This window comes from Nocardia amikacinitolerans, assembly GCF_900215415.1.
GTDB lineage: Bacteria > Actinomycetota > Actinomycetes > Mycobacteriales > Mycobacteriaceae > Nocardia > Nocardia amikacinitolerans.
Genome location: NZ_OBEG01000003.1, coordinates 268592 through 295365 on the forward strand (window position 1 = coordinate 268592; position 26774 = coordinate 295365).

At 69.2% G+C, this 26774-nt stretch carries 24 protein-coding genes and 1 pseudogene; 15 read left to right on the plus strand and 10 right to left on the minus strand.

All coding sequences use genetic code 11. The annotated features are described in order from the left end of the window. Positions 1-87 precede the first annotated feature (87 nt). The 3 genes from CRP45_RS15495 (at position 88) to CRP45_RS15505 (ending at position 6422) form a co-directional block, all read left to right on the plus strand. Complete coding sequence (locus CRP45_RS15495; RefSeq protein WP_097245668.1) at positions 88-5037, plus strand: NAD-glutamate dehydrogenase; 4950 nt, start codon at positions 88-90, stop codon at positions 5035-5037. Between the two features lie 218 nt (positions 5038-5255). Further along, on the plus strand, positions 5256-5714 hold the full coding sequence (locus CRP45_RS15500; protein ID WP_342747026.1) for an acyl-CoA thioesterase: 459 nt from the start codon (positions 5256-5258) through the stop codon (positions 5712-5714). A 42-nt stretch (positions 5715-5756) separates the two neighbouring features. Beyond that, complete coding sequence (locus tag CRP45_RS15505) at positions 5757-6422, plus strand: DUF8185 domain-containing protein (protein WP_067787534.1); 666 nt, start codon at positions 5757-5759, stop codon at positions 6420-6422. 21 nt (positions 6423-6443) lie between these two features. Here the strand turns inward: CRP45_RS15505 and CRP45_RS15510 are convergent, their stop codons facing one another. Further along, entirely contained in the window at positions 6444-6755 is a 312-nt protein-coding gene (locus CRP45_RS15510; RefSeq protein WP_067787533.1) for an AzlD domain-containing protein, read from the minus strand. A gap of 257 nt (positions 6756-7012) precedes the next feature. Further along, positions 7013-7657: pseudogene (locus tag CRP45_RS15515) on the minus strand (AzlC family ABC transporter permease); the annotation flags it as partial. 80 nt (positions 7658-7737) lie between these two features. Here CRP45_RS15515 and CRP45_RS15520 point away from each other — a divergent pair. Next, positions 7738-8307 (plus strand): helix-turn-helix domain-containing protein, encoded by a 570-nt coding sequence (locus CRP45_RS15520; RefSeq protein ID WP_097245669.1) that lies wholly within the window; start codon positions 7738-7740, stop codon positions 8305-8307. 72 nt (positions 8308-8379) lie between these two features. Here the strand turns inward: CRP45_RS15520 and CRP45_RS15525 are convergent, their stop codons facing one another. Then, a complete protein-coding gene (locus tag CRP45_RS15525; protein ID WP_245910160.1) occupies positions 8380-9096 on the minus strand; it encodes an HNH endonuclease in 717 nt (238 codons plus the stop codon). Positions 9097-9336: 240 nt separating this feature from the next. Here CRP45_RS15525 and CRP45_RS15530 point away from each other — a divergent pair, with 240 nt between their 5' ends. From CRP45_RS15530 to CRP45_RS15560, 7 genes are all read left to right on the plus strand, one after another. After that, positions 9337-9741 carry a globin gene (locus tag CRP45_RS15530; RefSeq protein WP_067787527.1) on the plus strand — a complete coding sequence of 135 codons (405 nt, stop codon included), beginning with the start codon at positions 9337-9339 and terminating at the stop codon, positions 9739-9741. A gap of 61 nt (positions 9742-9802) precedes the next feature. Continuing rightward, positions 9803-11458, plus strand: a complete 1656-nt coding sequence (locus CRP45_RS15535; protein ID WP_097245670.1) for a glycoside hydrolase family 13 protein — start codon at positions 9803-9805, stop codon at positions 11456-11458. 291 nt (positions 11459-11749) lie between these two features. Next, entirely contained in the window at positions 11750-12028 is a 279-nt protein-coding gene (gene ctaJ / locus CRP45_RS15540) for an aa3-type cytochrome oxidase subunit CtaJ (RefSeq protein ID WP_067787523.1), read from the plus strand. Next, positions 12015-12479 (plus strand): DUF5130 domain-containing protein, encoded by a 465-nt coding sequence (locus CRP45_RS15545; protein ID WP_067787521.1) that lies wholly within the window; start codon positions 12015-12017, stop codon positions 12477-12479. Before ctaJ ends, CRP45_RS15545 begins: the two co-directional genes overlap by 14 nt. Before the next feature lie 128 nt (positions 12480-12607). Further along, entirely contained in the window at positions 12608-13411 is an 804-nt protein-coding gene (locus CRP45_RS15550) for an NAD(P)H-binding protein (RefSeq protein ID WP_097245671.1), read from the plus strand. 81 nt (positions 13412-13492) lie between these two features. Beyond that, positions 13493-13909 carry a hypothetical protein gene (locus CRP45_RS15555; protein WP_143861442.1) on the plus strand — a complete coding sequence of 139 codons (417 nt, stop codon included), beginning with the start codon at positions 13493-13495 and terminating at the stop codon, positions 13907-13909. Continuing rightward, on the plus strand, positions 13906-14106 hold the full coding sequence (locus tag CRP45_RS15560; protein ID WP_097245673.1) for a DUF6186 family protein: 201 nt from the start codon (positions 13906-13908) through the stop codon (positions 14104-14106). Before CRP45_RS15555 ends, CRP45_RS15560 begins: the two co-directional genes overlap by 4 nt. 91 nt (positions 14107-14197) lie before the next feature. Here CRP45_RS15560 and pepN read toward each other — a convergent pair whose 3' ends face one another. After that, positions 14198-16786, minus strand: a complete 2589-nt coding sequence (pepN, locus tag CRP45_RS15565) for an aminopeptidase N (RefSeq protein WP_097245674.1) — start codon at positions 16784-16786, stop codon at positions 14198-14200. Between the two features lie 467 nt (positions 16787-17253). Between pepN and CRP45_RS15570 the strand changes: the two genes are divergently transcribed. After that, entirely contained in the window at positions 17254-18084 is an 831-nt protein-coding gene (locus CRP45_RS15570; protein WP_097245675.1) for a phosphoribosylaminoimidazolesuccinocarboxamide synthase, read from the plus strand. A 21-nt stretch (positions 18085-18105) separates the two neighbouring features. Here the strand turns inward: CRP45_RS15570 and CRP45_RS15575 are convergent, their stop codons facing one another. The 4 genes from CRP45_RS15575 to CRP45_RS15590 form a co-directional block, all read right to left on the minus strand. Next, positions 18106-18609, minus strand: coding sequence for an NUDIX hydrolase (locus tag CRP45_RS15575; protein WP_097245676.1), 504 nt, complete (start codon positions 18607-18609; stop codon positions 18106-18108). 99 nt (positions 18610-18708) lie between these two features. After that, entirely contained in the window at positions 18709-19941 is a 1233-nt protein-coding gene (locus CRP45_RS15580; RefSeq protein WP_097245677.1) for an RNA polymerase sigma factor, read from the minus strand. Beyond that, positions 19938-20339: a YciI family protein gene (locus tag CRP45_RS15585; protein ID WP_179830888.1), complete on the minus strand. Its 402-nt coding sequence runs from the start codon at positions 20337-20339 to the stop codon at positions 19938-19940. The genes CRP45_RS15580 and CRP45_RS15585 overlap by 4 nt, the downstream gene beginning before the upstream one ends. A gap of 106 nt (positions 20340-20445) precedes the next feature. Next, positions 20446-21678 (minus strand): NAD(P)/FAD-dependent oxidoreductase, encoded by a 1233-nt coding sequence (locus CRP45_RS15590; protein ID WP_097245678.1) that lies wholly within the window; start codon positions 21676-21678, stop codon positions 20446-20448. A gap of 179 nt (positions 21679-21857) precedes the next feature. On the opposite strand from CRP45_RS15590, the gene CRP45_RS15595 reads away from it, so the two are divergent. After that, positions 21858-22499, plus strand: coding sequence for a mycothiol-dependent nitroreductase Rv2466c family protein (locus tag CRP45_RS15595; RefSeq protein WP_084483110.1), 642 nt, complete (start codon positions 21858-21860; stop codon positions 22497-22499). A 45-nt stretch (positions 22500-22544) separates the two neighbouring features. Here CRP45_RS15595 and CRP45_RS15600 read toward each other — a convergent pair whose 3' ends face one another. Beyond that, positions 22545-23456, minus strand: coding sequence for a M48 family metallopeptidase (locus CRP45_RS15600; RefSeq protein WP_372509841.1), 912 nt, complete (start codon positions 23454-23456; stop codon positions 22545-22547). Positions 23457-23998: 542 nt separating this feature from the next. Between CRP45_RS15600 and CRP45_RS15605 the strand changes: the two genes are divergently transcribed. Then, a complete protein-coding gene (locus CRP45_RS15605) occupies positions 23999-24472 on the plus strand; it encodes a ribose-5-phosphate isomerase (protein ID WP_097245679.1) in 474 nt (157 codons plus the stop codon). 14 nt (positions 24473-24486) lie between these two features. Further along, the gene (locus tag CRP45_RS15610) at positions 24487-25284 is read left to right on the plus strand and encodes an Fpg/Nei family DNA glycosylase (RefSeq protein ID WP_097245680.1); all 798 of its coding nucleotides are present in this window, start codon (positions 24487-24489) and stop codon (positions 25282-25284) included. Positions 25285-25330: 46 nt separating this feature from the next. Here the strand turns inward: CRP45_RS15610 and CRP45_RS15615 are convergent, their stop codons facing one another. Then, a complete protein-coding gene (locus CRP45_RS15615; RefSeq protein WP_067787473.1) occupies positions 25331-26287 on the minus strand; it encodes a GGDEF domain-containing protein in 957 nt (318 codons plus the stop codon). Between the last annotated feature and the right edge of the window lie 487 nt (positions 26288-26774).

Here is a 26774-nt window from a genome sequence, read left to right on the forward strand (position 1 = left end):
AATTCACCTCCGCGTCAGCACGGCACAGCTACTCTCGGACCGGCGTCACTTTGTTGCGGAACCGAATCCGAGGGAGTTGGCGAAAAAATGACGGTCTCGTCCGAATTGTCCAGTGCGGCGTGGGCCGCGAGTTTGCCGCAGTCGCTGCGCGGTGATCTCGCGACCCTCGAGGAGGCGTATTTCCGCCACGTCGACGCGGGCGATGTGGACTGTGCGATCACGGGTATCACCCAGATCTTCCGGCGGCACCTGGAATTGGCGATGACGCGCCAGGCCGGTCGCGCTCTCGTCCGGGTCTATCACCCGGACGACGGTTCGGGGTTGGGCGCCGCGGTCCAGGTCGTGACCGACGATATGTCGCTGCTGGTCGAATCGATCACCTCGTCGCTGAGCCGGATCGGGGTGAGCGTCAGCGAGGTCATCCATCCGATCTTCGAGGTCGAGCGCGACGACGACGGACGGCTGACCAGGGCGGTGCCGCACGAGGTCGACGCCAACGGCGGGATGGCGCTGCGCGAGTCCTGGATGCACCTGCAACTGCACCCCTCGACCAGCCGCGCCCAGCTCGAGCGCATCGAACATTCCATGCCGGACGTGATCGCCGACGTGCGGCAGGTCATCGGCGACACCGAGGCCATCAAACAAGTCCAGAGCGACCTGGCCGACCATTTGGAACGGGCGGCGAAAACCGGCGCCGCGCCGTTCTCCGCGACCGAACTGACCGACTGCGCCGATCTGCTTCGCTGGCTGGGCGAGGGCAATTTCACTGTCCTCGGATTCGCCCGCTATCGCCTGAGTACCGAGGGCGACAAGACCGTGTCGAATCCGCTGCCCGGCACCTGCCTCGGCGTGCTGCGTCCTGATGTCGGCACCGACTTCCACGTTCCGGTCAACGGCGCCGATCGGCCGTTGCTGATGTTGACCCAGGGTCTGGTGCCCGCCACCGTGCACCGCTCGGTGTACCCCTATTTCGTCGGCGTCGCCGATTTCGACGAGTCCGGCGCGATCATCGGCGAGCACCTGTTCATCGGCGTCTTCACCGTGACGGCGGTGCACGAGAACGTCCTCGACATCCCGGTGATCGGCCGCCAGGTGCGCGCGGTGATCGAGGAGAGCGGATTCGACCTGGACTCGTTCTCCGGCCAGGCCATGCTCGAGGTCATCCAGTCGTTCCCGCGCACCGAACTGTTCTCCTCCGACACAGAGACCATGCGGCGCACCGCGCTCGCCGTGCTCAATGTCGGCCTGCGCCGCCAGGTTCGCCTGTTCATGCGGCTGGACACCTACGGCCGGTTCGTGGCCTGCCTGGTCTACCTGCCGCGCGATCGCTACACCACCCGGGTGCGGCTGGAGATGCAGGACATCTTGGTCCGCGAGCTGGGCGGCGTCTCCATCGACTACTCCGCGCGAGTGAGCGAAAGCGAGCTCGCCAGTGTGTATTTCACGGTGCGGATGCCCGACGTCGGGTTCACGACGTCGACCGTGCCCAGCGAGGCGCCCGCCGTCGTCGACACCTCCGAAGCCAACCGGTTGCGCATCCAGCGCCTGCTCGCCGAGGCCAGCAACACCTGGGACGACCACCTCAACGACGAGGTGAGCACCTCGACGGTGCTCGATCCCGCCTTGGTGCAGCGCTACGCCGCGGCCTTCCCCGAGGGATACAAGCAGGACTTCAGCCCGGGCCGCGCCCTGCGCGACATCGGCAGGCTGGAGCGCTTGGCAGAGGGCGCCATCGCCCAGCATCTCTACCGCAAGCCGGAGTCGGCGCCCGGCTCGTGGCGCTTCACCCTCTACATCGGCGGCACCGGCGTCTCGCTGAGCCAGGTGCTTCCCGTGCTGCAGAGCCTCGGCGTCGAGGTGGTCGACGAGCGGCCCTATCAGATCCAGCTGGACCCGGCCAAGCCTGGCGGCCCGAGCGTGGAGCGCTGGATCTACGACTTCGGTCTGCTGGCCCGCCCCGAACTGCTGCGCAGCTCGCTCGACCGCGATCTGGACGCCGAACTGCTGGAGTCCCCGGCGCGGGCCGACGCGCTGGAGGCCGAGGTGCGCGGCCTGCGTGAACGCTTCACCGACGCCTTCGAGGCGGTCTGGTACGACCGCGCCGAGGCCGACGGCCTCAACGAGCTGGTGCTGCGCGCGCGGCTGCCGTGGCGTGCCGTGTCGATCCTGCGCACCTACGCGAAATACCTGCAGCAGGCCGGTTTCCCGTACAGCCAGGCCAACATCACCAGGGTGCTGCTGACCTACCCGGACGCGGCGCGGCTGTTCGTCGACCTGTTCACCGCGCGGTTCGATCCGGACACCGCCTCGGCCGAGCGCGCCGCCGAACTGGAGACCATGCTGCGCGCCCGCATCGACGAGGTGGTGAGCCTGGACGCGGACCGCATCCTGCGGGCCATCCTCGGCCTCGTCAAGGCGACGTTGCGCACCAACTACTACGTGACCGACGTCGAGGGCAGGTCGCGCGACTACGTCTCGATGAAGGTCGAGCCGCGCGAGATCGCCGAATTGCCCAAGCCGCGACCGCAGTTCGAGATCTTCGTGTACTCGCCGCGGGTCGAGGGCGTGCACCTGCGCTTCGGTCCGGTCGCGCGCGGCGGCTTGCGCTGGTCGGACCGCCTGGAGGACTTCCGCACCGAGATCCTGGGTCTGGTGAAGGCGCAGGCGGTGAAGAACGCGGTGATCGTCCCGGTCGGCGCCAAGGGCGGATTCGTGGTGAAACGCCCGCCCGCCTCGACCGGCGATCCGGGCGCCGACCGGCAGGCGCTCGGCGCGGAGGGCGTCGCCTGCTACCGCACCTTCATCTCCGGTCTGCTCGACATCACCGACAACGTCGACCTGGCCACCGGCCGGGTGCTGCCGCCCGCACGGGTGGTGCGCCGCGACGGCGACGACACCTACCTGGTAGTCGCCGCCGACAAGGGCACCGCGACGTTCTCCGACATCGCCAACGACGTGGCCAAGAGCTACGGGTTCTGGCTCGGCGACGCGTTCGCCTCCGGCGGCTCGGCGGGGTACGACCACAAGGCCATGGGCATCACGGCCAAGGGCGCGTGGGAAAGCGTGAAGCGGCACTTCCGCGAGATGGACATCGATACCCAGACCGAGGACTTCACCGTGGTCGGCATCGGCGACATGAGCGGCGACGTCTTCGGCAACGGAATGCTGCTCTCCGAGCACATCCGCTTGGTAGCGGCCTTCGACCACCGGCACATCTTCCTCGATCCGAATCCGGACGCCGCCCGTTCGTTCCGCGAGCGGCAGCGCATGTTCGCGTTGCCGCGGTCCTCCTGGGCCGACTACGACACCTCGCTGATCAGCGCGGGTGGCGGCGTCTGGGATCGCACGGTGAAGTCCGTGCCGATCAGCCCGCAGGCGCGGGTCGCGCTCGGCCTCGGCGAGAACGTGGAATCCCTGTCGCCGCCGGAGCTGGTGCGCGCGATCCTGCTCGCGCCCGCGCAGCTGCTGTGGAACGGCGGCATCGGCACGTACATCAAGGCGAGCACCGAATCCAACGCCGATGTCGGCGACAAGTCCAACGATCCGGTGCGCGTCAACGGAAACCAGTTGCGGGTCAGGGTGATCGGCGAGGGCGGCAACCTCGGCGCCACCGCGCTCGGCCGCATCGAGTTCACCCGCAACGGCGGCAAGATGAACACCGACGCGCTGGACAACTCCGCGGGCGTGGACTGCTCCGACCACGAGGTCAACATCAAGGTGCTGCTCGACGGCGTGGTCAGCAGCGGACTGCTGCCCGAGGAGGAGCGCAACCCGCTGCTCGCCTCGATGACCGACGAGGTCGCCCGAATGGTGCTGCGCGACAACGTGTCCCAGAACTTCCTGATGGGCATGTCGCGCTTCGAGGCGCCGCGCATGATGAACGTCAACATGCGGCTCATCGACGACCTCGAACAGCGTCGCGGCCTGGACCGCGAACTCGAGGCGCTGCCCTCCGACGCCGAGATGAAGCGCCGTCAAGAGGACGGCGCTGGCCTGTGCTCGCCGGAACTGGCCAATCTCATGGCGCACGTGAAGCTTTCGCTCAAGGCCGATCTGCTCGACTCCGATCTGCCGGACATGGCCTACTTCGCTGCCCGCCTTCCGGAGTACTTCCCGACGCCGCTGCGGGACCGTTTCGGCAGCGCCATCAAGAAGCACCGGCTGCGCCGCGAGATCGTCACCACGATGATCGCGAACGAGATGGTGGACTACGGCGGGATCAGCTACGCGTTCCGGCTGATCGAAGAGGTGGGCGCGACGACCGCCGACGCGGTGCGCGCCTTCGCCGCGACTACCGAGATCTTCGACCTGCATGCCATGTGGGCGCGGATCCGCTCGGCCGACATCCCCATCTCCGTGCGCGACGAACTGGAGCTGGAGACCAAACGCACCCTCGACCGCGCCTCGCGGTGGCTGCTCAGCAACCGCCCGCAGCCGATCGCCGTCGGCGCCGAGATCAACCGCTACAGCAGGGGCGTGCGCGAGCTGGCCTCGAAGGTCCCTGGCTGGCTGCGCGGCCACCACGTGGCGACGCTGACCGATCAGTCCGCGGAGTTGATCGCGCGCGGCGCACCGACCGATCTCGCCACCGAGGTGTTCGGCCTGCTGACGCTGTTCCCGCTGCTCGACGTGCTCGACATCGCCGACATCACCGATCGCGACGGCGAGGAAGTCGGCGCGCTGTACTACGCGCTGAACGACCACCTCAAGATCGATTGGCTGCTCCAGGCGGTGAGTCACCTCGAGCGCGGGGACCGGTGGCACGCGCTGGCCAGGCTCGCGCTGCGCGACGACATGTACGGTTCGCTGCGCTCGCTCACCTTGGACGTGCTCTCCGCCGGTGAGCCGGAGGAGACCGCCGACGAGAAGATCGCCTACTGGGAGTCGAAGAACCAGTCCAGGCTGGGCCGCGCGCGGGCGGCGCTGTCGGAGTTGTTCGAAAGCGGCGCCCACGATCTGGCGACGCTGTCCGTGGCGGCGCGGCAGGTGCGCAGCATGGTCAGCGGTGTCGGCGCGCAATCGGAGGTGCCGCGCTAAAGCGCAATGCACGGCCCCCGACAGGACCACTCGGGCCGACATTGCGATACTGGACGGCGAAGATCGGTCTCGATCCGGGTGCGTCCCGGATCGCAGTGTCGGTGTTGTCGGATTTTCCAGACCCACGATCTCGCCTCGTCTGCCTGTTGCGACGCCGCAGCGTGTGCGTCCTGGTGGGTGACTGGGCGTCCACCGGAGGTACCACAGTGACGAATTCATTGAACGGTAACGGGAAGGGCCACGGGAGTTCCGTGCTGCTGCCCAAGCGTTTTCACGCCAAGGTCGAGATCCGGTGGTCCGACATGGACGTGTTCCAGCACGTCAACCACGCCAGGATGGTGACCCTGCTGGAAGAGGCGCGTATCCCGTGGCTGTTCGAGGAAGGCCGCCCGACCTCCGCGCTGCGGTCCGGCTGTGTGCTCGCGGATCTGCGCGTGCGCTACCGCGGGCAGCTGCGCCACGAGGACACCCCGCTCGATATCGCGATGTGGATCGAGCAGTTGCGCGCGGTCGATTTCACGGTCGGCTACGAGGTGCGGGCCAACGGCGCGGCGCCCGACTCGCCGCCCGCCGTCCTCGCCACCACCCAGCTCGCGGCGTTCGACATCGACACCCAGCGGCTGCGCCGCCTGACCGATCCGGAGCGCGAGTACCTGGCCGGGTGGATGGACAAGTGACCGCGACCTGATCGCCGGTCCCGCGACGACAGAACGGTTGTGATGGCAGAGCAGCGGGTGCTGCACGTTTCCGACCCGGCCGAACGCGAGAACCTCGCCACGTTCCTGAGCAGGGCGGTCCGGCTGGACCAAGCCGCGGTGGTGCGCCTGCGCCGCCGCGGCGAGCGCTACGTATCGGCCTGGGTCGCTACGGGTTTCGAGGCGCTCGCGGTGCGGACGGTGGTCGCCGAACTCGGCGTCGACGATGTCACCGTCGGCGCCGACCTGGTGCTGGCCGGACTGGCGTCGGGCAGTCCGATCGATTTGGGTTATTCGATGGACTCGGCATGGCGCGGCGCGCTTCCGCCCATCGACGGGTTCGCGCACGTCGACGATGTGCCCGCCCGCACCCTCGTCGAATTGGCCGAGCGCGGAGCGGAATTGGCCAAGGAACACGGCAGCCAGCACGGTCCGCCCGCCTCGCTGCTCGACCAGACCGTGCTGACCGTCTCGGCCGCCGACACCCGGGTGGAGGTCCCGATGCGGGTCGTCTTCGCGCTCACCGCAATGGATTTCATCCCGCACTCCGGTGAGAAGGCCGAAGCTCGCCGCATCCCGCCCGCCGAGATCGTGCGCGTCCGCGCCACCCCCACCTGGCTGCGCCTCGACGCCCGCTACGGTTCGGTCGCCCGCCGCCGCGCGGGCAGCATCCCGCTACTGCCGAGCTGAACGCCGAGCCCTTACGGCGACTCAGGAAACTCCGATGAGCCGCAGCACGGCGGTCGTCGCCGCGGCGGCCAGGATCACCACGAGCAGGGGACTGCGCCGCCACGCGAGGATTCCGCCGGCCACCACCCCGGCGGGGAGCGCGACGCCGACATGCCCCGTGCCGAAGGGCAGGGTCGTCACGGCGACCAGCGCGGCCAACAGTACGACCGCGCCGATCTCCAGCAGTTGGCGCGCGCGTTCCGGAAAGCGAACGCGGCTGCGCAAGGCGGGTCCGGCCCAGCGGAAGGCGTAGGTGCCCACCGCGAGGGCGATCACTCCGGCGGCCAGCATCATCGAGTCTCCTTCGGTCCGCGGTCACAGGAGACGTAGGCACTCTCCGGCGCCGAGGGCGCCTTCTCCGGCGAGAGGCCTGGCGCATCGCGCGCTGCGTCTGTCACGAAGCAGCGCTCCTTTGTCGCGGAGGTCGCCGCGGAGTGTCGTTCGTCGGTCGCGGAGTTCCCCACGGAGTGCACTTCGATCGCGGAGCCGTGTTTCTCGCGCACGGTCCCGTGCACGTCGCTCGCGCCGCGCCCCAGCGTGATGGCCGCGACCACCACGCCCGAAAGAGCAAGCAGCACGGGCAAACCCGCGGGCAGGAAGGGCGCACTCAGCACCGCGACGCCGGTTCCGAAGCACACCGCCCCGAACGTCGTCCGGTCGCGCAGCGCCGGAATGACCAACGCGAGCAACACCGCTGGGAACACCGCGTCCAAACCGAGCACCGAGGTGTCCGGCACCACCGTCCCGATCAGCGCGCCGAGGGCCGCCCCGCCCGGCCAGGCGAGCAGGACACCGAGACCGCAGGCCCAGTAGACGGCGCGGCGGCGGTCGGGTTCGGATTCGGCGAGCGCCATCGCGACCGCCTCGTCGTTCATCACGTGCACGCCGATCAGTCGCCGCCATCCGGTGCCGACGACGTCCGGGACCGACAGCCCGTAGGGCAGGTGTCGCGCGTTGACCAGCAGTCCGGCCAGCGTCGCCGCGATCGGATTGCCGCCCGCCGCGACGATACCGATGAACAGGAACTCCGCGCCGCCCGCGAGCACGACGGTGCCGAGCAGCACCGGCAGCCACACCGGAAAGCCCTCGGCCACCGCGGTCGTACCGTAGGAGATGCCGATGACGGCGACGGCGAGGCACACCGCCGCGATGCCGGACAGTGTCTCCCGGTCCAGTGTTCGCCATATCGAACGCATGTAGCTTATAGTGAACATGGCAGGCCGGTTCGTCAATATGGTTTTCTGTTGGGCGGTTCGGACTCGACGGGAGCTGGGGCATGACGCGGAACGACACCACGACGGCGACGCCGCAGGCGGTGATCGCGGCTTCGCTGCGCCGCGAGCGCACCCGCGCCGGGCTCTCGCTGAGCGAGGTGGCGAACCGGGCGGGCATCGCGAAATCCACGCTCTCCCAATTGGAGTCGGGTAGCGGCAACCCGAGCCTGGAAACCCTGTGGGCGCTATGCGTCGCGCTGGACATGCCGTTCTCCCGGCTGCTCGATCCGCCGCGGCCGACCGTCCAGGTGATCCGGGCGGGCGAGGGGCCGCGGGTGGCCGCCGAGCAGTCGGAATACACCGCGACGCTGCTCGCGTCCGGTTTGCCGAACACTCGCCGCGACCTGTTCCGCATCACCGCCGAACCCGGCCACCCGCGCGCCTCGGACCCGCACATTCCCGGTGTGATCGAGCACGTGCTCCTCGCGACAGGGCGCGCGATGGTCGGCCCGACCGAGTCGCCGGTGGAGCTGGGACCGGGCGACTACATCGCCTATCCGGGCGACGCGCCGCACATCTTCGAGGCGCTGGAATCCGGCACCTGGGCGACGCTCATGGTCGAGTACGGCTGATCCACGTCGGCTTGGGCAGAACTGCGGCCGCCACGCATCGGACGAGCCTCGGTCGGAGTTCGACGCCGGTGCTCAGGCAGCGCCTTCGCCGAGGTACTGCAACCAGATCGGATCGAGGTCCGAGGTCGTCGACAGCAGCCGCCAGTGCGGCCCTTTCGGCGAGACAAGCGGCGAGCGCAACGTCCAGCCGAGCTCGCTCAGCAACTTGTCGGCTTTGCGGTGGTTGCACGGCGCGCAGCTGGCCACGCAGTTCTCCCAGGAATGCTCGCCGCCGCGGCTGCGCGGGACGACGTGGTCGATGGTCTCGGCCTTGCCGCCGCAGTATCCGCAGCGGTAGCGGTCGCGGTGCATGAGCGCGGCCCGTGTCATCGGGACGCGGGCGCGATAGGGGACGCGCACGTAGGTGCGCAGCCGGATGACCGAGGGAACGGCCACCTCGGATCCGGCGGAATGGACGACCGGTCCTTCGGGATTGTGGTGCACGGCGTCGGCTTTGTCGCAGATGAGCAGGACGACGGCACGGCGGGCGGACAACGCGGTGAGCGGCTCGTAGGTGGCGTTCAGAAGCAACACCCGGCGCTTCAACCAGTTGGCGGTCTCGGCCTGGACCGGCGTGAGATGGTGGCCGTGATCGGCACGATGAGGAGCCTCACCCGGGCGGTGGGATCCAGGATGATGATCGGACAAGATGTGCAGCGGAGTAGCCCCCGACCCACGATTGTGGACGTCGGCGGGCTGGAGTTGTCGGTGGGTCCTGGCCTCGTGTGACCGGCCGTGCCGCTGCTTCATCTGGGTGACCCCGATTTCGTCAGGTTCAAGATCATGTGATATCTCCCGTGGAGACTGCCACCAATATGACCATGGAACTCGCCTGATTGCACGGTGATTTCGCACAATGTTGGGTTAACTGCCGCTGAAGAGCCGCCGCTCCGCTATCTGGACCGCGGTCGCGCGGCCCGTCCAGCCGTGGCGGCCGAGCCCGCGCCGGGCACAATGGAGTGCGGGGATTCGACCAATCGAGAGGAACTGATGAGTTCGGGCGAGCAGACCACGACGTCGTTCTACGAGGCGGTCGGCGGCGCGGAGACGTTCCGTCGGCTCGTGGCGGTGTTCTACCGGGAGGTGGCCGCCGACGAGATCCTGCGCCCGCTCTATCCGGAAGAGGATCTCGGCCCCGCGGAGCGCAGGCTGCGCATGTTCCTCGAACAGTACTGGGGCGGTCCGCGCACCTACTCCGACGAACGCGGACACCCGAGGCTGCGGATGCGGCACATGCCGTTCACCATCGGCCCGCTCGAGCGCGACGCCTGGCTGCGCTGCATGCACATCGCGGTCGCGGAGCTCGAGCCGGAGGTCCTCGACGACGAACACCGCAAGGCCCTGCTCGACTATCTGGAGATGGCCGCGTACTCGCTGGTGAACTCGCCGATGTGAGCCGCGAGGCACCGTACCGGCCGGGCAAGGGATTCGCTGTGAATTTGCCAGATAGTGTGACATGCGGTCACCCGTGCGGAATTCGTCGCATGTCTTTGGCACTATTACGAACGTGACAGCTACACCTGCCGTGCAGGCGCCGGCGGATCGCACCGGCCAGCCGTGGTGGCGTTCCGCCGTGTTCTACCAGGTCTACCCCCGTTCCTTCGCCGACTCCGACGGTGACGGCATCGGTGATCTGGGCGGCGTCCGCGAGAAGCTCGGCTATCTGGAATTGCTCGGCGTCGACGCACTGTGGATCTGCCCGGTCATGCGCTCGCCGATGGCCGACGGTGGCTACGACGTCGCCGATCCCCGCGACATCGATGCCCTGTTCGGTGGCATGGCCGCGCTGGACGCGCTCATCACCGAGGCACACGCCCGGCGGCTCAAGGTCACCATGGACCTGGTGCCGAACCACACCAGCAGCGAGCACCCTTGGTTCCAGGCGGCGCTGGCCGCCGCGCCGGGCAGCCCCGAACGGGCGCGCTACATCTTCCGCGACGGCCGAGGACCCAACGGCGACGAGCCGCCCAACAACTGGCCGAGCATCTTCCGCGGTCCCGCTTGGACCAGGGTCACCGAGCCGGACGGCACGCCCGGCCAGTGGTACCTGCACCTCTTCGCGCCGGAACAACCCGACCTGAACTGGGAGAATCCCGAGGTCGTCGCGGATTTCGAGCAGACGCTGCGGTTCTGGCTCGACCGCGGCGTGGACGGTTTCCGCATCGACGTCGCCCACGGCATGGCCAAGCCGCCTGGCCTGCCGGACATGGAGACCGTGTCCACCAAGATGCTCATCCACGACGACAGCGACCCGCGCTTCAACAACCCGGCCGTGCACGACATCCACCGCCGCATCCGCAAGGTGATCGACGAGTACCCGAACGCGGTGTCCATCGGCGAGGTCTGGGTCGACGACAACACCCGCTTCGGCGAATACGTGCGACCCGACGAGCTGCATCTCGCCTTCAACTTCCGTTTGGCCGAGACCGCGTTCACCGCCGAGGCGGTCCGCGACGCCATCGACAACTCGCTGTCCGCGGTCGCGCCGGTCGGCGCCTCGCCCACCTGGACCCTGTCCAACCACGACGTCGAACGTGAGGTCACCCGCTACGGCGGCGGCCCGACCGGGTTGGCGCGGGCCAAGGCGATGATCCTGGTCGAGCTGGCACTGCCCGGCGCGGTGTTCATCTACAACGGCGCAGAACTCGGCCTGCCGAACGTGGACGACCTGCCCGAGGACGTGCTGCAAGACCCCGTCTGGGAACGGTCGGGACGCACCGAACGCGGGCGCGACGGTTGCCGGGTGCCGATCCCGTGGGAGGGCGACCGGCCGCCGTTCGGGTTCACCAAGGGTGAGCGCTCGTGGTTGCCGATTCCGCCGGAGTGGGCCGGGTTGAGCGTGGAGGCGCAGCTCGAGGAGCTCGGGTCGACCGTCTCGCTGTACCGGTTGGCGATCGAATTGCGCGGTCTGCGACCGGAATTCGCGGGTCCGCGGATCGAGTGGTACGGCAGTCCCTCGGGGTGCCTTGCCTTCCGCCGTCCCGGCGGGCTGGTCTGCGTGCTCAACGCGAGCGCCGCGCCGATCCCGCTGCCGCCCGGCGAACTGTTGCTGGCCAGCGCACCGCTGACCAGCGGGCACCTGCCGCCCGACGCGGCCGCCTGGTTGGTCTGATCGCGGTCGGAGCCACACCACGGCCAGAACCGCCTCGATCGGACGCATCTGGGCGGCGCTGCCGACGTGCCAGCGGTCGAGTCGGCGGATGCCGCGTTCGAGATGCTCACCCGCTCGTGACCGTTCCGGCGCTGAAGCGCTCCAGCCGGGCGCCTTCGTTTCCGAATGCGACTCGGGCGCGGGCGGTTTCGCCGGACGGGGCTGGGCTGGTCGGGTCCCCGGCCGGAACGACACGGGGTGAGTGGACGACCGGACGAGCGTCTACTACACAGCATCGTCTACCGTAAGGCCGTGAGCATTCTCGAGACAGTGCTGATCTTCGTCGGCATCCCGCTGGTGATCTACGCGGCGATCGCCGGATTGTCGTTTCTCGGTAAGCCGCTGCCCGGCGAGAAGCCGGTTCACTTCGAACTCGGACAGAAGTGGACCGCGGAGCCGGTGCTGTGGAGTGCTACCGACGAGGTGACCGGACACGGGCACCACGACACCGCTCAGTCGCATGGCAGCCATGCGGCTATCGAATCCGCCCAGGTTGAGCTGATCGGAGGCCGGGCAAGTGGCAAGTTCTAAGTGGCCAGCGGTGGTCGAGGCCGACCTCCCGCACGGGTACGCCCTCACCAGCAGCGGACGCGTGTCCGGTGTGCACGAGGCGGGCGACGTGTTCAAGGAAGCCCCCTTCAGCGATGAAGAGCGGCTCGCCATGGACAACGCGCTGACCGAGGCGACCCGCGCGACCAAGGTGCGTTTCAACATCTACGTGGGCGATCTCGGCGCCGACACAGCGGCGGGCGCGGACGCGCTGTTCGCCACGACCCCCGAGGCGGCGCGCTCGGTGCTCATCGCCGTCTCGCCCAACGAGAAGGCGATCGAGGTCCGCTCCGGCCACGATGTCGCCGACCGTGCCAACGACCGCGTCTGCCAGCTCGGCGTCACCGCCGCGCTCAGCTCGATCCGGCAGGGTCAGCTGATCGACGGTTTGATCTCCGCGGTCCGCGTGATGGCTGCCGCCATCGGTCGCTGACCTCCACGTCACCAGCGTGCTCGCGGCGCGCTCACCCGATCCGGGTGGGCGCGCCGCTCGCGTTTCCGGCTGCGGCGCGGAAACATTGGGGGTTGTCGAGATCGGCGAATCGCGGGCACCTTGGGAAGATGAAAATTCTTGTCACCGGAGCCACCGGCAACATCGGGCGGATGGTTGTCGATCATCTGCTGGCGGGCGGCGCGACCGATGTTCGGGCGCTGTCGAACCACCCCGAGCGCGCCGGGTTCCCCGCGGGCGTCGAGGTCGCGCAGGGCTATCTGCGGCGGCTGTCCTCGTTGCCCGCCGCCTTCGAGGGCGTCGACCGCATGTATCTCGCGCCGGTGCTGGAGACGGTGAACGAGGTGGTCGAGCTGGCGAAGGCGGCGGGCGTCCGGCACATCGTCGACCTGTCCGGCGACGAATCCACCGACTGGCAGCCCATCGCCAAGGCCGTCGAGGGCTCCGGCCTGGACTGGACGCACCTCTACGCCGGTGAGTTCAGCGAGAACGCCGCCATCTGGGCCGACCAGATCAAGGCATCCGACGAGATCCGCGACCCACACCCCGAGGCCGCCAACGCGCCCCTCACGATGGACGACATCGCCCGCACCGCGGCGAAGGTGCTGCTCACCGAGGGGCACGCGGGCAAGACCTACGAGCTGACCGGCCCGGAGACGCTCACCAGGGCCGAGAAGATCCACGCCATCGGCGCCGCCCTCGGCCGGGACCTCACCGTCGTTCAGGTGCCACGTGACGAAGCCATCCGGATGCTCGAACCGGCGATGGGCTCGTACGCGGAGTGGTACGTCGACGGGATCGCGAGCATGGTCGAGCACCCGCAGAAGCCGACAACCACGATCGCGGACGTCACCGGTGCGCCGGCCACGAGCTTCGCGCAGTGGGCAAGGGACAACGTCGAACTGTTCCGCTGAGCTGCGCACTCGGTGGCGGCACGGGCACCGAATTCCGCTCACCTGCGCACTCGGCGCATTGCCTGGTCGTATTCTGCGACAGTGGCAGCGAAATCGGTGCCCACCGCGCGACCGTCCGGTCGACGGCGTGCGCTCGGGATCGCGTGCGTGGTCGTGGTGGCGGCGCTCGGATTCGTCACGCGACCCTTCGAATGGCCCGCGACGGTAGTGGTCCTCGTCGTCGCCGCGGTCGCCCTGGGGTGGGCGCTGCGTCCGTCGAGTGCCGCCCACCCGAAAACCACGCCGCTGCGCAGGGGCACGGCAGTGTGGTCGGGGCTGTTGCTCGCGGGTGCCGGGTGGGAGGCGTACGCGTATGTCCGCCAACCGGATTGGTCCAAACCCCATGACGAATACCCCACCCTCTCGACCCTGATCGATCCGGCCATCGAACAGGGCCCGCTCCGCTTCGCCGCCTGGTTGGCCTGGCTGGCGATCGGCTGGTGGCTGGTCACCCGATGAACGGAGGAACCCACGTCGTAGTCGGCTTCGCCATGCTTCTCGCGATCGCCCTCGCCCTCACCGCCCTGGCCCACATGCGCCGCGACCTGCTCACCCCACTCAGCGCCGTGGCCGCCGCCGCACTCACCAGTCGACCCGTCCGCATCATCGCGGTCCTCTGCTGGGCCTGGCTCGGCTGGCACTTCCTCGCCCGCTGAGCACCGAAGGCCGCTCCCACACAGGCACTGCACGCCTCACATAGCCGGTGGCTATGTGAGGCGTCGAAACGATATGTGGGAGCGGCAGGGACTAGCGCGCGTCGAAGGCTCGCGCGCGCAGCGAGCGTTCGATGCCCGCCTTGCCCTCGGAGACCAGGCGGAGCAGGGCGGGCGGGTGGTTGTCGGCGAGGAACTTGTCCGCCGCGGCGACCGCGTCGTCGGTGATCTCCCAGGACGGGTACAGGCCGACGACGACCGTCTGCGCGACCTCGCTGGAACGCCGCTCCCACACCGCGGGGATCTCGGCGAAGTACCGCTCCACGAACGAGCCGAGCAGCTCGCCCTGACCGGCCGGGGCGAAGCCGCCGACGATCGCGCGGGCGGTGATGTTGGGCAGCGAGTCGTCGTCCATCACCTTGGTCCACGCCTCTTCCTTGACCTCGGCGATCGGTCGCGCGGTCGCCGCGGCCGCGGCCTGGCGCTTGCCCGCCGCGGTCGGATCGTTGGCGAGCTCGCGGTCGATGGCCGGGGTGGCCGTGCCCTCGGCGTCGATCTCGCCCGCCGCGGCGAGGGCGCTGACCAGGCGCCAGCGCAGATCCGTGTCGACCGCGAGTCCGCCGAGACCGACCGAGGAGGGGTCGCCGTCGAGCAGTTCGCGCAGCACCTCGGTGTGCCAGCCCGACAGCCGCGCGCCGGTCAGCGCGTTGACGAAGGCCAGCTGGTGATCCGAGCCCGGCTCGGCCTCGCGCGCCAATTCCAGCAGGCGATCGGCGAATTGGGGCCAGCCCACCGAATCGGCCCACGCGGGGTCGGCGTAGCTGCCGATCGCGGTGTGCGCCTGCATGAGCAGCCGCTGCACGACGCCGATTTCGGTCTCCGCGCCGACGCCGCGCTGCACGAGCGCGACGAAATCGCGGGCCTTGAACTCGGCCTGCCTGGTCATCTCCCACGCCGCCGACCAAGCCAGCGTGCGGGGGAGCGGCTCGGCGATGTCGGCGATCCGGTTGACGAGCACGTCCAGCGAGTCGGCGTCCAGCCGCACCGAGCAGTAGGTCAGGTCGTCGTCGTTGACCAGCACGAACTTGCCGCGCGGCACGCCGACCAGCTCCGGCACCTCGGTGCGCTCGGCGGCGTCGAGATCCAGCTCGACGCGGTGGGTGCGGACCAGCTTGCCGTCCTGGTCGTCGTAGACACCGACCGCCAGCCGGTGCACGCGACGCTCGCCCGCGCCGGGGGCGGCGCCTTCCTGGACGACGGCGAACGAACCGAACTTGCCATCGGCGTCGACCTGGAAGTCGGGCCGCAGGATGTTGAGGCCGGTGGTCTTGAGCCACTGCGCGCCCCAGGTCGACAGGTCACGACCGGAGGACTTCTCCAGCGCGGTCAGCAGGTCGTCGAAAGTGGCGTTGCCGTAAGCGTGTTCGGCGAAGTAGTCGCGCAGACCCGCCAGGAACGGCTCCAGCCCGACGTAGGCCACCAGCTGCTTGAGCACGCTCGCGCCCTTGGCGTAGGTGATGCCGTCGAAGTTGACCTCCACTGCGGCGAGATCCGGGATGTCGGCCGCGATGGGGTGCGTCGACGGCAGCTGATCCTGCCGGTACGCCCAGGACTTCTCCACATTGGCGAAGGTGGTCCACGCGTTGGTGTACTCGGTGGCCTCGGACTGGCACAGCACCGAGGCGAAGGTGGCGAACGACTCGTTCAGCCACAGGTCGTCCCACCACTTCATGGTGACCAGGTCGCCGAACCACATGTGCGCCATCTCGTGCAGCACGGTCTCGGCGCGGCGCTCGTAGGACGCGCGGGTCACCTTGGAACGGAAGACGTAGTCCTCCAGGAAGGTCACCGCGCCCGCGTTCTCCATCGCGCCCGCGTTGAACTCCGGCACGAACAGCTGGTCGTACTTGCCGAAGGCATACGGCACGCCGAAGTTGGCGTGGTAGAAGCCGAAACCCTGCTTGGTCTCGGTGAAGAGGCGGTCGGCGTCCATGTGCTCGGCCAGCGACGCGCGGCAGTAGATGCCGAGCGGGATCGAGCCGTGCTCGTCGGTATAGGTGTCGGTCCACTTCGCGTACGGGCCCGCGATCATGGCGACCAGGTAGGTGCTCATCCGCGGCGTGGTGGCGAAGGTGTGCACGGCGACACCGCCGGACTCCCGCTTGCTGCCCGCGCCGTTGGAGACGACCTCCCAGTCGGCGGGTGCGGTGGCAGTGATGTCGAAGGTGGCCTTCAGATCCGGCTGATCGAAGCAGGCGAACATGCGCTTGGCGTCGGCGGTCTCGAACTGCGAGTACAGGTAGACCTTGTCGTCGGTCGGATCGACGAACCGGTGCAGGCCCTCGCCGGTGTGCGAGTACACGCAGTCGGCCTCGACGACCAGCTCGTTGCGCTCGGCCAGGTTGTGCAGCGCGATGCCCTTGGCCTCGTCGTAGTCGGAGATGTCGAGCGGGATGCCGTTGAGCACCGCCGAGCGCACGCCGGCCGCGACGATGTCGATGAAGGTGCTCGCGCCGGGCGTCGCGGTGAAGGTGACGGTGGACTTCGAGCCGAACGTCTCGCCGACCGTGCCGTCGGTGCCGGTCGGCTGGTCGGTGAGATCGAGTTCGATGCGGTAGTTCTCGACGCCGACCGTGGCGGCGCGCTCGATCGCCTGGTCGCGGGTGAGATTCGGGGCAGACATGGAACTCCTTCGCTCTTCGACGAACACGGCACGGTGCGAGCTCGCGGCGGGATCGCCCACCGGGAGCGCGACAGCGTCCACAATGCCACCGGGCGGGTCCGCCCGCGCGGAACTTTCTCGCCAACCCTAGTGGGCGCAGTCGGACGAGGTCCGTCCCCCGATCGCGCATGGCCGGAGCGAATGCGGGGTGCGCCCCGCCGGCACATGCGGACTTGGTCTGTCTTCGAGTCGCGCATGGGGGAGCGAATGCGGGGTCACGTCAGATGGGGTGGCCGGACGCGGCGGTCCTCCGCGCATCGCCCGGAAAGGGGTGCACCCGGTCCGGTCCAGGCCTCGAGCGTGCGGGCCGGTGCGAAGGCCGGGGCACACGCCCGGCGGGCGCAGGCGGCGGCACCGGCCGCCGCAGACCACGGCGGTATCGTTCCTGTGCAGCGCAGACACACATCCACGGATTCGGAGGCTCCACGTTGAAGCATGTGCACGCCGGTAAGGTGCGCGACCTGTACGAGGACGGCGACACGTTGCTGCTTGTGGCCTCCGATCGGGTCTCGGTGTACGACGTGGTGCTGCCGACGCCGATCCCGGAGAAGGGCGCGCTGCTGACCCAGCTGTCGAACTGGTGGTTCCAGTTCTTCGCCGACGTGCCCAACCACGTGCTGTCCACCACCGACGTTCCCGCGGAGTTCGCGGGCCGCGGTGTGCGGGTCAAGCCGCTGAAGATGGTGCACGTGGAGTGCATCGCGCGCGGCTACCTCACCGGCTCGGGTCTGAAGGAGTACGAGCGCACCGGCACCGTGTCCGGCGTCGCGCTGCCGCCCGGCCTGCGCGACGGCGACAAGCTGCCCGAGCCGATCTTCACCCCCACCAGCAAGGCGTCCGAGGGCCACGACGAGCCGATCACCTTCGCCGACGTGGTGAACCAGGAGGGCCGCGAGGTCGCCGAGCAACTGCGCGATCGCACCCTCGACATCTACCTTCGCGGCGCAGAGCACGCCGCGAGCAAGGGCGTCATCATCGCCGACACCAAGGTCGAATTCGGCTGGGACGGTGACATTCTCACCCTCGGCGACGAGGTGCTCACCTCCGACTCCTCACGCTTCTGGCCCGCCGATCAGTGGGAGCCCGGGCACCCGCAGCCGTCCTTCGACAAGCAGTTCGTCCGGGACTGGTCCACCTCGACCGGCTGGGACAAGGAGCCTCCGGGGCCGGAGATTCCGGCCGACATCGTCGAGGCGACCCGCCGCAAGTACCAGGAGGCGTTCGAGCTCATCACCGGCGTGCGGTGGGCGTCGGCCTGAGCGCTGCCCGACCCCGGGTTCTCAGGGGCGAGCGTCGTCGGTCCGGTCGGCTTCCGCGCGCAGGTGTTCGGTGAGGCGGTCCAGGTAGGGCCGCTGCCCGGCGATCAGCTTGTCGCGGGCGGTAGACAGGTCGAACCACTCGGCGCGGTCGATCTCCGGGAAGGCGACGAGGCGGCCGGAGTGCGGCGGCCACTCCATTTCGAAGGTGCCCGGGTCGACCTCGGCCGGATCGAGGTCGCCCTGTACGGCCCACGCGACAATCCGCTTGCGCCCGCTGCTGTAGCGGACTTCACCCAGCGGGATCCATTCCCCTTCCGGTGCGGGTAGTCCCAGCTCTTCGGTGAATTCGCGGCGCGCGGCCAGTGCGGCATCCTCGGTCTCCGGGTCGTATTCGCCCTTGGGGATCGACCAGGCCGCGTTGTCTTTGCGCGCCCAGAATGGCCCGCCCATGTGGCCGAGCAGGACCTCGGGATCGCCCGAGGTGGTGCGAAACAGGAGGACGCCCGCGCTGAATGTCGCTGTCACACCAGCAGTCTGCCGCGTCACCCGACCGTTTCCTGGTTCAACCGCACGGAATATCAGCTTGGAAGGCTGAGGATCCGCGTCGGAAGTGCCGACCGGAACTCAGTTCCGCGCCACCATAACCTGACGCAGACGCGCCGCACGCAGCGTCAGATAGTCCCGCTCCGGCACACTCGTGGTTCGGCGAGCCGCCGCGGTGTAGTTCGCGACGGCGGCCGGATACTCGCCCGCCATCTCGTGCAGATGCCCGCGCACCGCGTCCAGCCGGTGACCCGCGCCCGCGAGCGGCTCCGCGAGGGTGTCGATCAGCGCCAGCCCCGCCGACGGACCGTGCACCATCGCGACCGCGACGGCGCGATTCAGCGCCACCACCGGATTCGGCGCGATGCGTTCGAGCAGGTTGTACAGCGCAAGGATGCGCGGCCAGTCGGTGTCCTCCGCGCGCGGCGCCTGCCCGTGCACGGCCGCGATCGCCGCCTGCACCTGGTAGGCGCCGGTGAGGCCGTGCGACAGGGTGCCGGTGACCAGCCGCACGCCCTCGGTGATCATCGCCCGATCCCACCGGCCGCGTCGCTGTTCGGCCAGCGGGATCAGTTCGCCGTGCGGACCGACACGGGCGGCCCGGCGAGCATCGGTCAGCAGCATGAGCGCCAGCAGCCCGGTGACCTCGACGTCGTCGGGCAGCAGCCGGTGCACGGCGCGGGCGAGCCGGATGGCCTCGCCCGAAAGGTCCGTGCGCTGCAACTCGGCGCCCGAAGTGGTGGTGTGCCCTTCGTTGAAGATCAGATACAGCACGTGCAGCACCGAGCCGAGTCGCTCTCGCCACTCGGCGTCGTCGGGCCTGGCGAACGGGCGATCGAGTGCGGCGAGGCGCTTCTTGGCCCGCGCGATGCGCTGGGCCATGGTCGGCTCCGGCAGCAGGAACGCGCGCGCGATCTCCGCGGTGGTCAGCCCGCCGACCGCCCGCAGTGTCAACGCGATCGCACTCGCCGAGGACAACGCGGGGTGACAGCACAGGAAGAACATCGCCAGGGTGTCGTCCCGGTCGACGGTCTCGGCGTCCGGCACCTCGCGCTCGAAAACCGTTGTCTCCCTGCGCCTGCGGGCCATCTCGGCGCGCACCGCGTCCGCCATCCTGCGCTGCGCGACCTGGACGAGCCAGCCGCGCGGGTTGTCCGGGAGCCCCGCCGTCGGCCACTGGGTCGCGGCGGCGAGCAGGGCCTCCTGAACGGCGTCCTCGGCGGCGTCGAAGTCACCGAAACGGCGCACCAGGACGCCGAGGACCTGGGGCGCCAGTTCGCGCAGCAGGGCCTCGGCGTCGGGCGGAAGGGTCACAGCTCGGTGGCGGGAGCGCTCATCACCGCGCGCACTTCGATGTACTCACCGATCGGCTTGCCGCCGGGACCGGGCGCGGCCGAGGCCTGGGCGGCGATCTGCAACGCGCGTTCGGGGCTGTCCACGTCGACGAGCCAGTACCCCGCCAGGAATTCCTTGGTCTCGGGGAACGGGCCGTCGGTGATCACGGGTGCGGAGCGGCCGTCCGCGCTGACGATGCGCGCGCTTTCCGGTCCCGCCAGGCCCTGCGCGTCGACCAGTTCGCCCGACTTGGCCAGCTCCTCGCCGAGCGCGCGCTGAAAGTCGATGTGCGCCTTGATGTCCTCCGGCTCCCACTCCGACATCGGGGTGTCGCAGTAGGCGGCTTCGCTGTAGGTCTTGATCAGCATGTACTTCACGGTCGTCTCCTCGCGGATCGGCGCGCCCCTTCGGCGCTCTCGCGGGTAGGTCGGAGCGGTGCGCGCCGCTTCGACACATCGCTCACGAGAAATTCGGTGATCTGGATCACAGTGAAGTCGACGTGTCCGCCAGGCGATCGGGATCGACCGGCTCGCCCGCGGTGATCAGCTCCTTGATCCGGTCGGTCACGTCCCACACGTTGACGTTCATGCCCGCGAGCACCCGGTTCTCCGCGTCCAGCCAGAACGCGACGAACTCGCGACCCTCCAGATCGCCGCGCACCACGACTCGCTCGTACTCGCCTGGCGCGGCGAACCCCGTGTACTCCATGCCGAGGTCGTACTGATCGGTGAAGAAGTAGGGCAGCCGGTCGTAGGTCGCCGACTTGCCGAGCATGGTCGCCGCCGCGACCGCGGGCTGGTTGAGCGCGTTGGCCCAGTGCTCCACCCGGATACGGCGGTCGAGCCGAGGATGCTGCTGTTCGGCGATGTCGCCGACGGCGACGATATCCGGATCGCTGGTGACCAGGCTCGCGTCGACGAGCACGCCCTTGTCCACCTCGAGCCCCGCCTCGGCGGCGATCTCGATATTCGGCTTGGCGCCGACCGCGACCAGCACGGCGTCGGCGGCGACGGTCGTCCCGTCGGCCAGCCGCAGTCCGTCGGCGATCGCCGTCGCGATCCCGTCGTGCGTGGTGATCTCCTCGACCTGCGCGCCGAGTCGTAGGTCGACGCCGTGCGCCCGATGCAGGTCGGCGAAGACCGCGCCCATCTCGGGTCCGAGCGCGCCGAGCAGCGGCTGTTCGGCGGTCTCCACGATGGTGACGTCCATCCCGGCGGCACGGGCGGCCGCCGCGACCTCGAGGCCGATCCAGCCCGCGCCGATGATCGCGAGCCGGTTGCTCTGGCCGAAGAGGCCGATCAGGGTGTCGGAGTCCTCGATGTGGCGCAGCGTGTAGACGTTGGGGGTGTCGGCGCCGGGCAACGGTAACGTGCGGGGCGTGGATCCGGTGGCCAGCGCGAGTTTGTCGTAGGAGAGCGTGGAGTCGTCCGGCAGGATGATCGTCTTCGCGTCCCGATCGATCGCGCTCACGGTCGTGCCGAGCAGCAGGTCCACATTGTGGTCGCGATACCACTGCGCCGGTTCCACGGTGAAATCCGCGAGCTGCTTCTTGCCGAACAAATGCTCCTTGGACAGCGGAGGTCGTTCGTAGGGCAGATGTTCCTCGGCGCCGACGAGGGTGATCTTCCCGTCGAAATCGTTGTCGCGCAGGGCTTCCGCCGTCTTGGCCGCGGCGAGACCGCCGCCGACGATCACGAAACGCCGATCCGAGGTCATTGCGGACTCCTTCTCGGGAGGGAACGCGTGCCCACTCGAGCCTACTGTCGGCGGGTGTTCCGCAACGCGGTATCCGGACATCGGTTCGGGCCGGGAACGAATCGTCCGGCGGCGTGGTTGGTTCCGGGTAACGGCGCCCGCGCGCCGTGCTTCCTGCATGCGATCGAGAGGAACGACCCGTGACCGACACGGCCGAGAAGAACGTCGCCGACTTCTGGTTCGACCCGCTGTGCCCCTGGTGTTGGATCACCTCCCGCTGGATCTTGGAGGTCGAGCAGGTCCGCGACATCGAGGCGCGCTTCCACGTGATGAGCCTCGCTGTGCTGAACGAGGGCCGCGATCTGCCCGAGCAGTACCGCGAACTGATGAACAGCGGCTGGGGTCCGGTGCGCGTCGCCATCGCCGCCGCCAAGGACCACGGCGACAAGGTGCTCTCCCCGCTCTACACCGCGATGGGCAGCCGCATCCACGATCGCAAGGCCGAGTACGAGCGGCCGACCATGCAGGAAAGCCTGGCCGCGGTGATCGCCGACGCGCTCGCCGAGGTCGGTCTGCCCGCGGAGCTCGCCAAGGCCGCGGAGAGCACCGAGTACGACGAGGCCCTGCGCAAGAGCCATCACGAGGGCATGGACAAGGTCGGCAAGGACGTCGGCACCCCGACCATCCACGTCAACGGTGTCGCGTTCTTCGGTCCGGTGCTCTCGCGCATTCCGCGCGGCGAGGAAGCGGGCAAGATCTGGGACGGCGTCGTCGCGCTAGCCTCCTACCCGCACTTCTTCGAGCTCAAGCGGACCAGGACCGAGGACCCGGTCTTCGACTGAATACGAGACCGGGCGCCGCGCGGTCGCGGCGCCCGGTCCGGTCGCTCAGGGCACCGACTTCGGCGGCAGACTCGGCACCTCGCCGTACGGGCCGTACGGCACGGCGCCCACCGGCGGCCGCGGGCTCGGGCGCAGGAACAGCTTGCCGTGCCTGCTGCGGTCGCGCAGCGCCCACATTCGCCAGGTCAGCACCGGGTGCGAGGACAGGGCGTTGACGAACCAGACGAACCCGCCCTTCTCGGTCGCGGCGCGGTCGGCCATCTCGTCGAAGCCGACGAGGGTGTTCATGTACTTGCCCGCCGCCAGCGTTCCCATGGCCGCGGCCGCGCCGGTGTGCCGGTTGCAGTAGCCGTGATTGTCGGCGGTGTACTCCTGCGAGCGGATCAGCGAGCTGCCGAGGATCGGCAGGAACGGCACGAGGAACATGCCCAGCTGTCGCCAGTACGAGGTGTGCCCGGCGGCGATGTGGCCGACCTCGTGGCCGATGATGAACGCGAGCGCGTCGGGTTCGCGTGCCTTGCCGCCGATTTCGAACAGGTCGCTGTAGACGACGACGAAGCGCCGGAAGCCGTGCCCGGAGGCGAAGGCGTTGATCTGGCCGTTGCCGAGCACCACGTAGGCGTCGGGCACCTTCGCCATGCCGAAGCGGGCCGCCGCGTCGACCACCATCTGGTAGCCCTCGGGGAACTGCGTCGGCGACATCTTCACGCCGTTCACCCGCCGCGAGGCGTAGTTGATACCGCGCCCGACCCAGACCAGGATCGGCGCGAAGACGAGCAGCAGCAGATAGTCGCTCGGCACCGCCCCGTCGGCGAGCGTCACGATGAGCATGGCGATCGCGATCAGATATGCGACCGCCGTGCACACCACCACCAGAACGAGCAGCGGGATCTCCCACCTGTGCCTGGCGGGCATCCCGAACGGAGAGAGACCGCGCGGCATGTTCTTCGGCGGCACGGGTGGTGGCGCGCCGTAGGGCGTCAGGTGCTCGGCGTAAGGCGACGTTGGCTGAGCGCCATAGGGCGTGGTGGATCCGGTGCTGTGCGGCGGCGTCGGCCGAGCGCCGTAAGGCGACGTGGATCCAGCGCTGTAAGGCGACGCAGACCCAGCGCCGTAGGGCGACGTCGGTTCAGTGCCGTGCGGCCTCGAAGTCGCGGTGTCGTAGGTCGGGTGGGCGCCGGTGTGCTGCGGTATCGCCGAGCCGGGCTGCGGCGGTTGCTGTTCCTGCCCCCACCCGCTCGGCGGCGCGTACGGGGAGTCCGGCTGGTCGGCTCGGTCCGGCGGCGTCGGTTCGTGCGGCTGCATGAAATGCACTCTATTCATCGGTGGGGGCGGGGTTCTCGCGTCCGAGGCGCCAGCGCCGCGTGCTGTCGCACACACGCTGGTCAGTGCCCGCTGGCACGTCTCGTGTCAGCAGATTCGCGCCGGACGGCTCCGGTGTTAATGGCGGATGGTGCCCACCCGGATCGGCCGTCGAGCGGCCTGACAGAATCGCAGCCATGCGCGTATACCTGGGTGCCGACCATGCCGGTTTCGAACTGAAGAATCACGTCAAGGCCCATCTCCAGCAGGCGGGCCACGAGGTCGTCGACTGCGGCGCCCTCGAGTACGACGCCCTGGACGACTACCCCGCCTTCTGCATCGAGGCGGCCCGTCGCACCGTCGCCGATCCCGGCAGCCTCGGCCTGGTCTTCGGCGGCAGCGGCAACGGCGAGCAGATCGCCGCGAACAAGGTGCCCGGCGCCCGTTGCGCCCTCGCGTGGAGCGTGGAGACCGCGAAGCTCGCCCGTGAGCACAACAACGCGCAGCTGATCGGCATCGGCGGCCGCATGCACTCCACCGAGGAGGCGCTGGCCATCGTCGACGCGTTCGTCTCGACCCCGTGGTCCGACGAGGAGCGCCACCAGCGCCGCATCGACATCCTGGCCGAGTACGAGAAGACCGGTGTCGCTCCCGCCGTCCCGGCGTACTGAGGTCGCGACGACGGATGCCTGAAGGGCACACGCTGCACCGCTTGGCGAACCAGCATCAGCGAGCTTTCGCCGGCGGTGTGGTGCGGGTGTCGAGTCCGCAGGGCCGGTTCGCCGACGGCGCCGCGCTGGTGGACGGACAGCGACTCGTGCGCTCGGAAGCGCACGGCAAACACCTACTGCACCATTACGAATCGGGCCTCGCGGTGCACGTGCACCTCGGGCTCTACGGCAAGTTCTACGACGCGGAACCGCCGATGGGCGTGCCCGTCGGGCAGGTCAGGATGCGGATGGTCGGCGAAGGCTTCGGCACCGATCTGCGCGGTCCCGCGGCCTGCGAGGTGCTGCTGCCGCCGGAGGTCGAGGCGCTGACCGACCGCCTCGGCGCCGACCCGCTGCGTCCCGACGCCGATCCGGACCGCGCCTTCGCGCGAATCCGCCGTTCCCGCAGGCCGATCGGCGCGCTGCTGATGGACCAGAGCGTGATCGCCGGTGTCGGCAACGTCTACCGCGCCGAAGTGCTCTTCCGGCACGGCATTTCGCCCTACCGTCCCGGCGTCGACCTGAGTGCCGAAGAGTGGAGCGCCCTCTGGTCGGATCTGGTCGAGCTGATGCCCGTCGGCGTGGCGACCGGCCGCATGCACGTCGTCCGTCCCGAACACGATCACGGCGAGCCGTCATACGCTCCCGACCGCCCGCGCACCTACGTCTACCGCCGCCTCGGCGCGGGTTGCCGAGTATGTGCCGAGCCGGTTGCCCACGCGGTGCTGGAAGGGCGCAACCTCTTCTGGTGCCCCGCCTGCCAGCCGAGCTGACCTCCTTCGGGACCCCACCCGCGCCCGCGGACGGGGTTTGCGGAGTTCAGCCGGCGACGGCCGCGTCTATCTCCGGTTCGTCGGAATCGGAGAACGCGAACCGTCGCCCGCCCGCCGTCTTGGCCGTGTACATCGCCCGATCGGCGCGCCGCAGCAGATCGGTGAAGTCGCACGGGGCGCCCGGCGGGTTGTAGGCGGTGCCCACACTCGCCGAGACCGGCACCGGGCCCGCCGAGGACCACACCGGGTCGCGCAGCGCTCCCACGATGCGGTTGGCGATCTCGGTGAGCGTCTTGCCGTCCCGGTTCACCGCGAGCACGAACTCGTCACCGCCGTACCGGCAGATCACCGTGTCGGGCGGGCAGACCTCGCGCAGCCGGTTGGCCAGTTCGACGAGTACCTCGTCGCCGACGGCGTGCCCGTACCCGTCGTTGATCTGCTTGAACCGGTCCAGGTCGATGAGCAGCAGCCCCACGCAGCTGTTCGGGTCGGTGGCCATGCGGCGCACCTGGTCCTGGAGCAAGGTCCGGTTGGCGAGGTCGGTGAGCGCGTCGTGGGTGGCCTCGTGGCGGAGCCGGTGCTGGAGGGCCGCGATCTCCTGAACCCGCAGCGACACCTTGGCCGAAAGACTCTGCTCCTGCTGGGCCAGCGCCCGCTCCTGCAGGGCCTGGGCGTAACTGTCGATGGCCTGGCTGGCGACGAACGGCCAGCGGGTCGCCACCAACGAGCCCGGTCGGCCCGAGGGGAAGCCGAGCAGCCAGCGACTGGCCTGCGCGAGCATCCTGGTCCGCTCGAACGGCGGCTCGGCGAGCCGGGCGCCGAGCATCCGCGCCTCCGGCACCGGGAAAGGCTCGTGCCTGGCCAGATACAGCAACCGTTCGACCAGCTCGATGAGAACAGGCTCCAGCTGATGCGGCGTCGTGTGCGAACCCGGTTCGGAGCACACGGCCCGTGCCCAGGCGCGACACATCGCGGCGACTGGCGGTTCGATGTCGGTCGCCATCGCATTCACCGACCGTGGGCAACGTCGGTACCCGGGTGCCCTGTGCGCACACAGGTGCCGGCCTCACCCCGATCACTACTGCTACGCGGTTGTGTCCACCTCGCTCGGCGCACGCTCACCGCCCCCTTTCCAGATACCCCCGTCCGGCAAAAAGGATCCTAGCAAGCCACTCGGCACTGAAAAACGGCGTTTTACAACGAGTTTTCGATGCCTCGCGAATGGCGATCGGATGTGTGATCGTTACAGCGGCGCGGGTGTTACACATCAATTTTCGTTCGCTGGAGAGTCGCGGGTCGACACGCCGGGAGTGTGCTGAACGGGCCGGTCGACGCGGGGTTCCGCGCGTGCGCCGCGGTCTGGGACCGCACGGTTCGTTCCGTCCGGAACGCGGTGGTCGCCATCGGTGATTCATTCGGCGTGTCGCGAGGGTGGTCGCCGAGCTGGAATCCGTTCAGCGGCCGGTCCACGCGCGACACGGGGTCGGTGC

Excerpts from the sequence above, each read along its gene's own strand:
- CRP45_RS15495 (WP_097245668.1), top strand. The coding sequence starts at position 88 with ATGACGGTCTCGTCCGAATTGTCCAGTGCGGCGTGGGCCGCGAGTTTG.
- CRP45_RS15530 (WP_067787527.1), top strand. The coding sequence starts at position 9,337 with ATGAGTTCGGGCGAGCAGACCACGACGTCGTTCTACGAGGCGGTCGGC.
- pepN (WP_097245674.1), bottom strand. The coding sequence starts at position 16,786 with ATGTCTGCCCCGAATCTCACCCGCGACCAGGCGATCGAGCGCGCCGCC.
- CRP45_RS15505 (WP_067787534.1), top strand. The coding sequence starts at position 5,757 with ATGGCAGAGCAGCGGGTGCTGCACGTTTCCGACCCGGCCGAACGCGAG.
- CRP45_RS15610 (WP_097245680.1), top strand. The coding sequence starts at position 24,487 with ATGCCTGAAGGGCACACGCTGCACCGCTTGGCGAACCAGCATCAGCGA.
- CRP45_RS15510 (WP_067787533.1), bottom strand. The coding sequence starts at position 6,755 with ATGATGCTGGCCGCCGGAGTGATCGCCCTCGCGGTGGGCACCTACGCC.
- CRP45_RS15550 (WP_097245671.1), top strand. The coding sequence starts at position 12,608 with ATGAAAATTCTTGTCACCGGAGCCACCGGCAACATCGGGCGGATGGTT.
- CRP45_RS15525 (WP_245910160.1), bottom strand. The coding sequence starts at position 9,096 with ATGAAGCAGCGGCACGGCCGGTCACACGAGGCCAGGACCCACCGACAA.
- CRP45_RS15615 (WP_067787473.1), bottom strand. The coding sequence starts at position 26,287 with ATGGCGACCGACATCGAACCGCCAGTCGCCGCGATGTGTCGCGCCTGG.
- CRP45_RS15520 (WP_097245669.1), top strand. The coding sequence starts at position 7,738 with ATGACGCGGAACGACACCACGACGGCGACGCCGCAGGCGGTGATCGCG.
- CRP45_RS15590 (WP_097245678.1), bottom strand. The coding sequence starts at position 21,678 with ATGACCTCGGATCGGCGTTTCGTGATCGTCGGCGGCGGTCTCGCCGCG.
- CRP45_RS15560 (WP_097245673.1), top strand. The coding sequence starts at position 13,906 with ATGAACGGAGGAACCCACGTCGTAGTCGGCTTCGCCATGCTTCTCGCG.
- CRP45_RS15535 (WP_097245670.1), top strand. The coding sequence starts at position 9,803 with ATGCGGTCACCCGTGCGGAATTCGTCGCATGTCTTTGGCACTATTACG.
- CRP45_RS15605 (WP_097245679.1), top strand. The coding sequence starts at position 23,999 with ATGCGCGTATACCTGGGTGCCGACCATGCCGGTTTCGAACTGAAGAAT.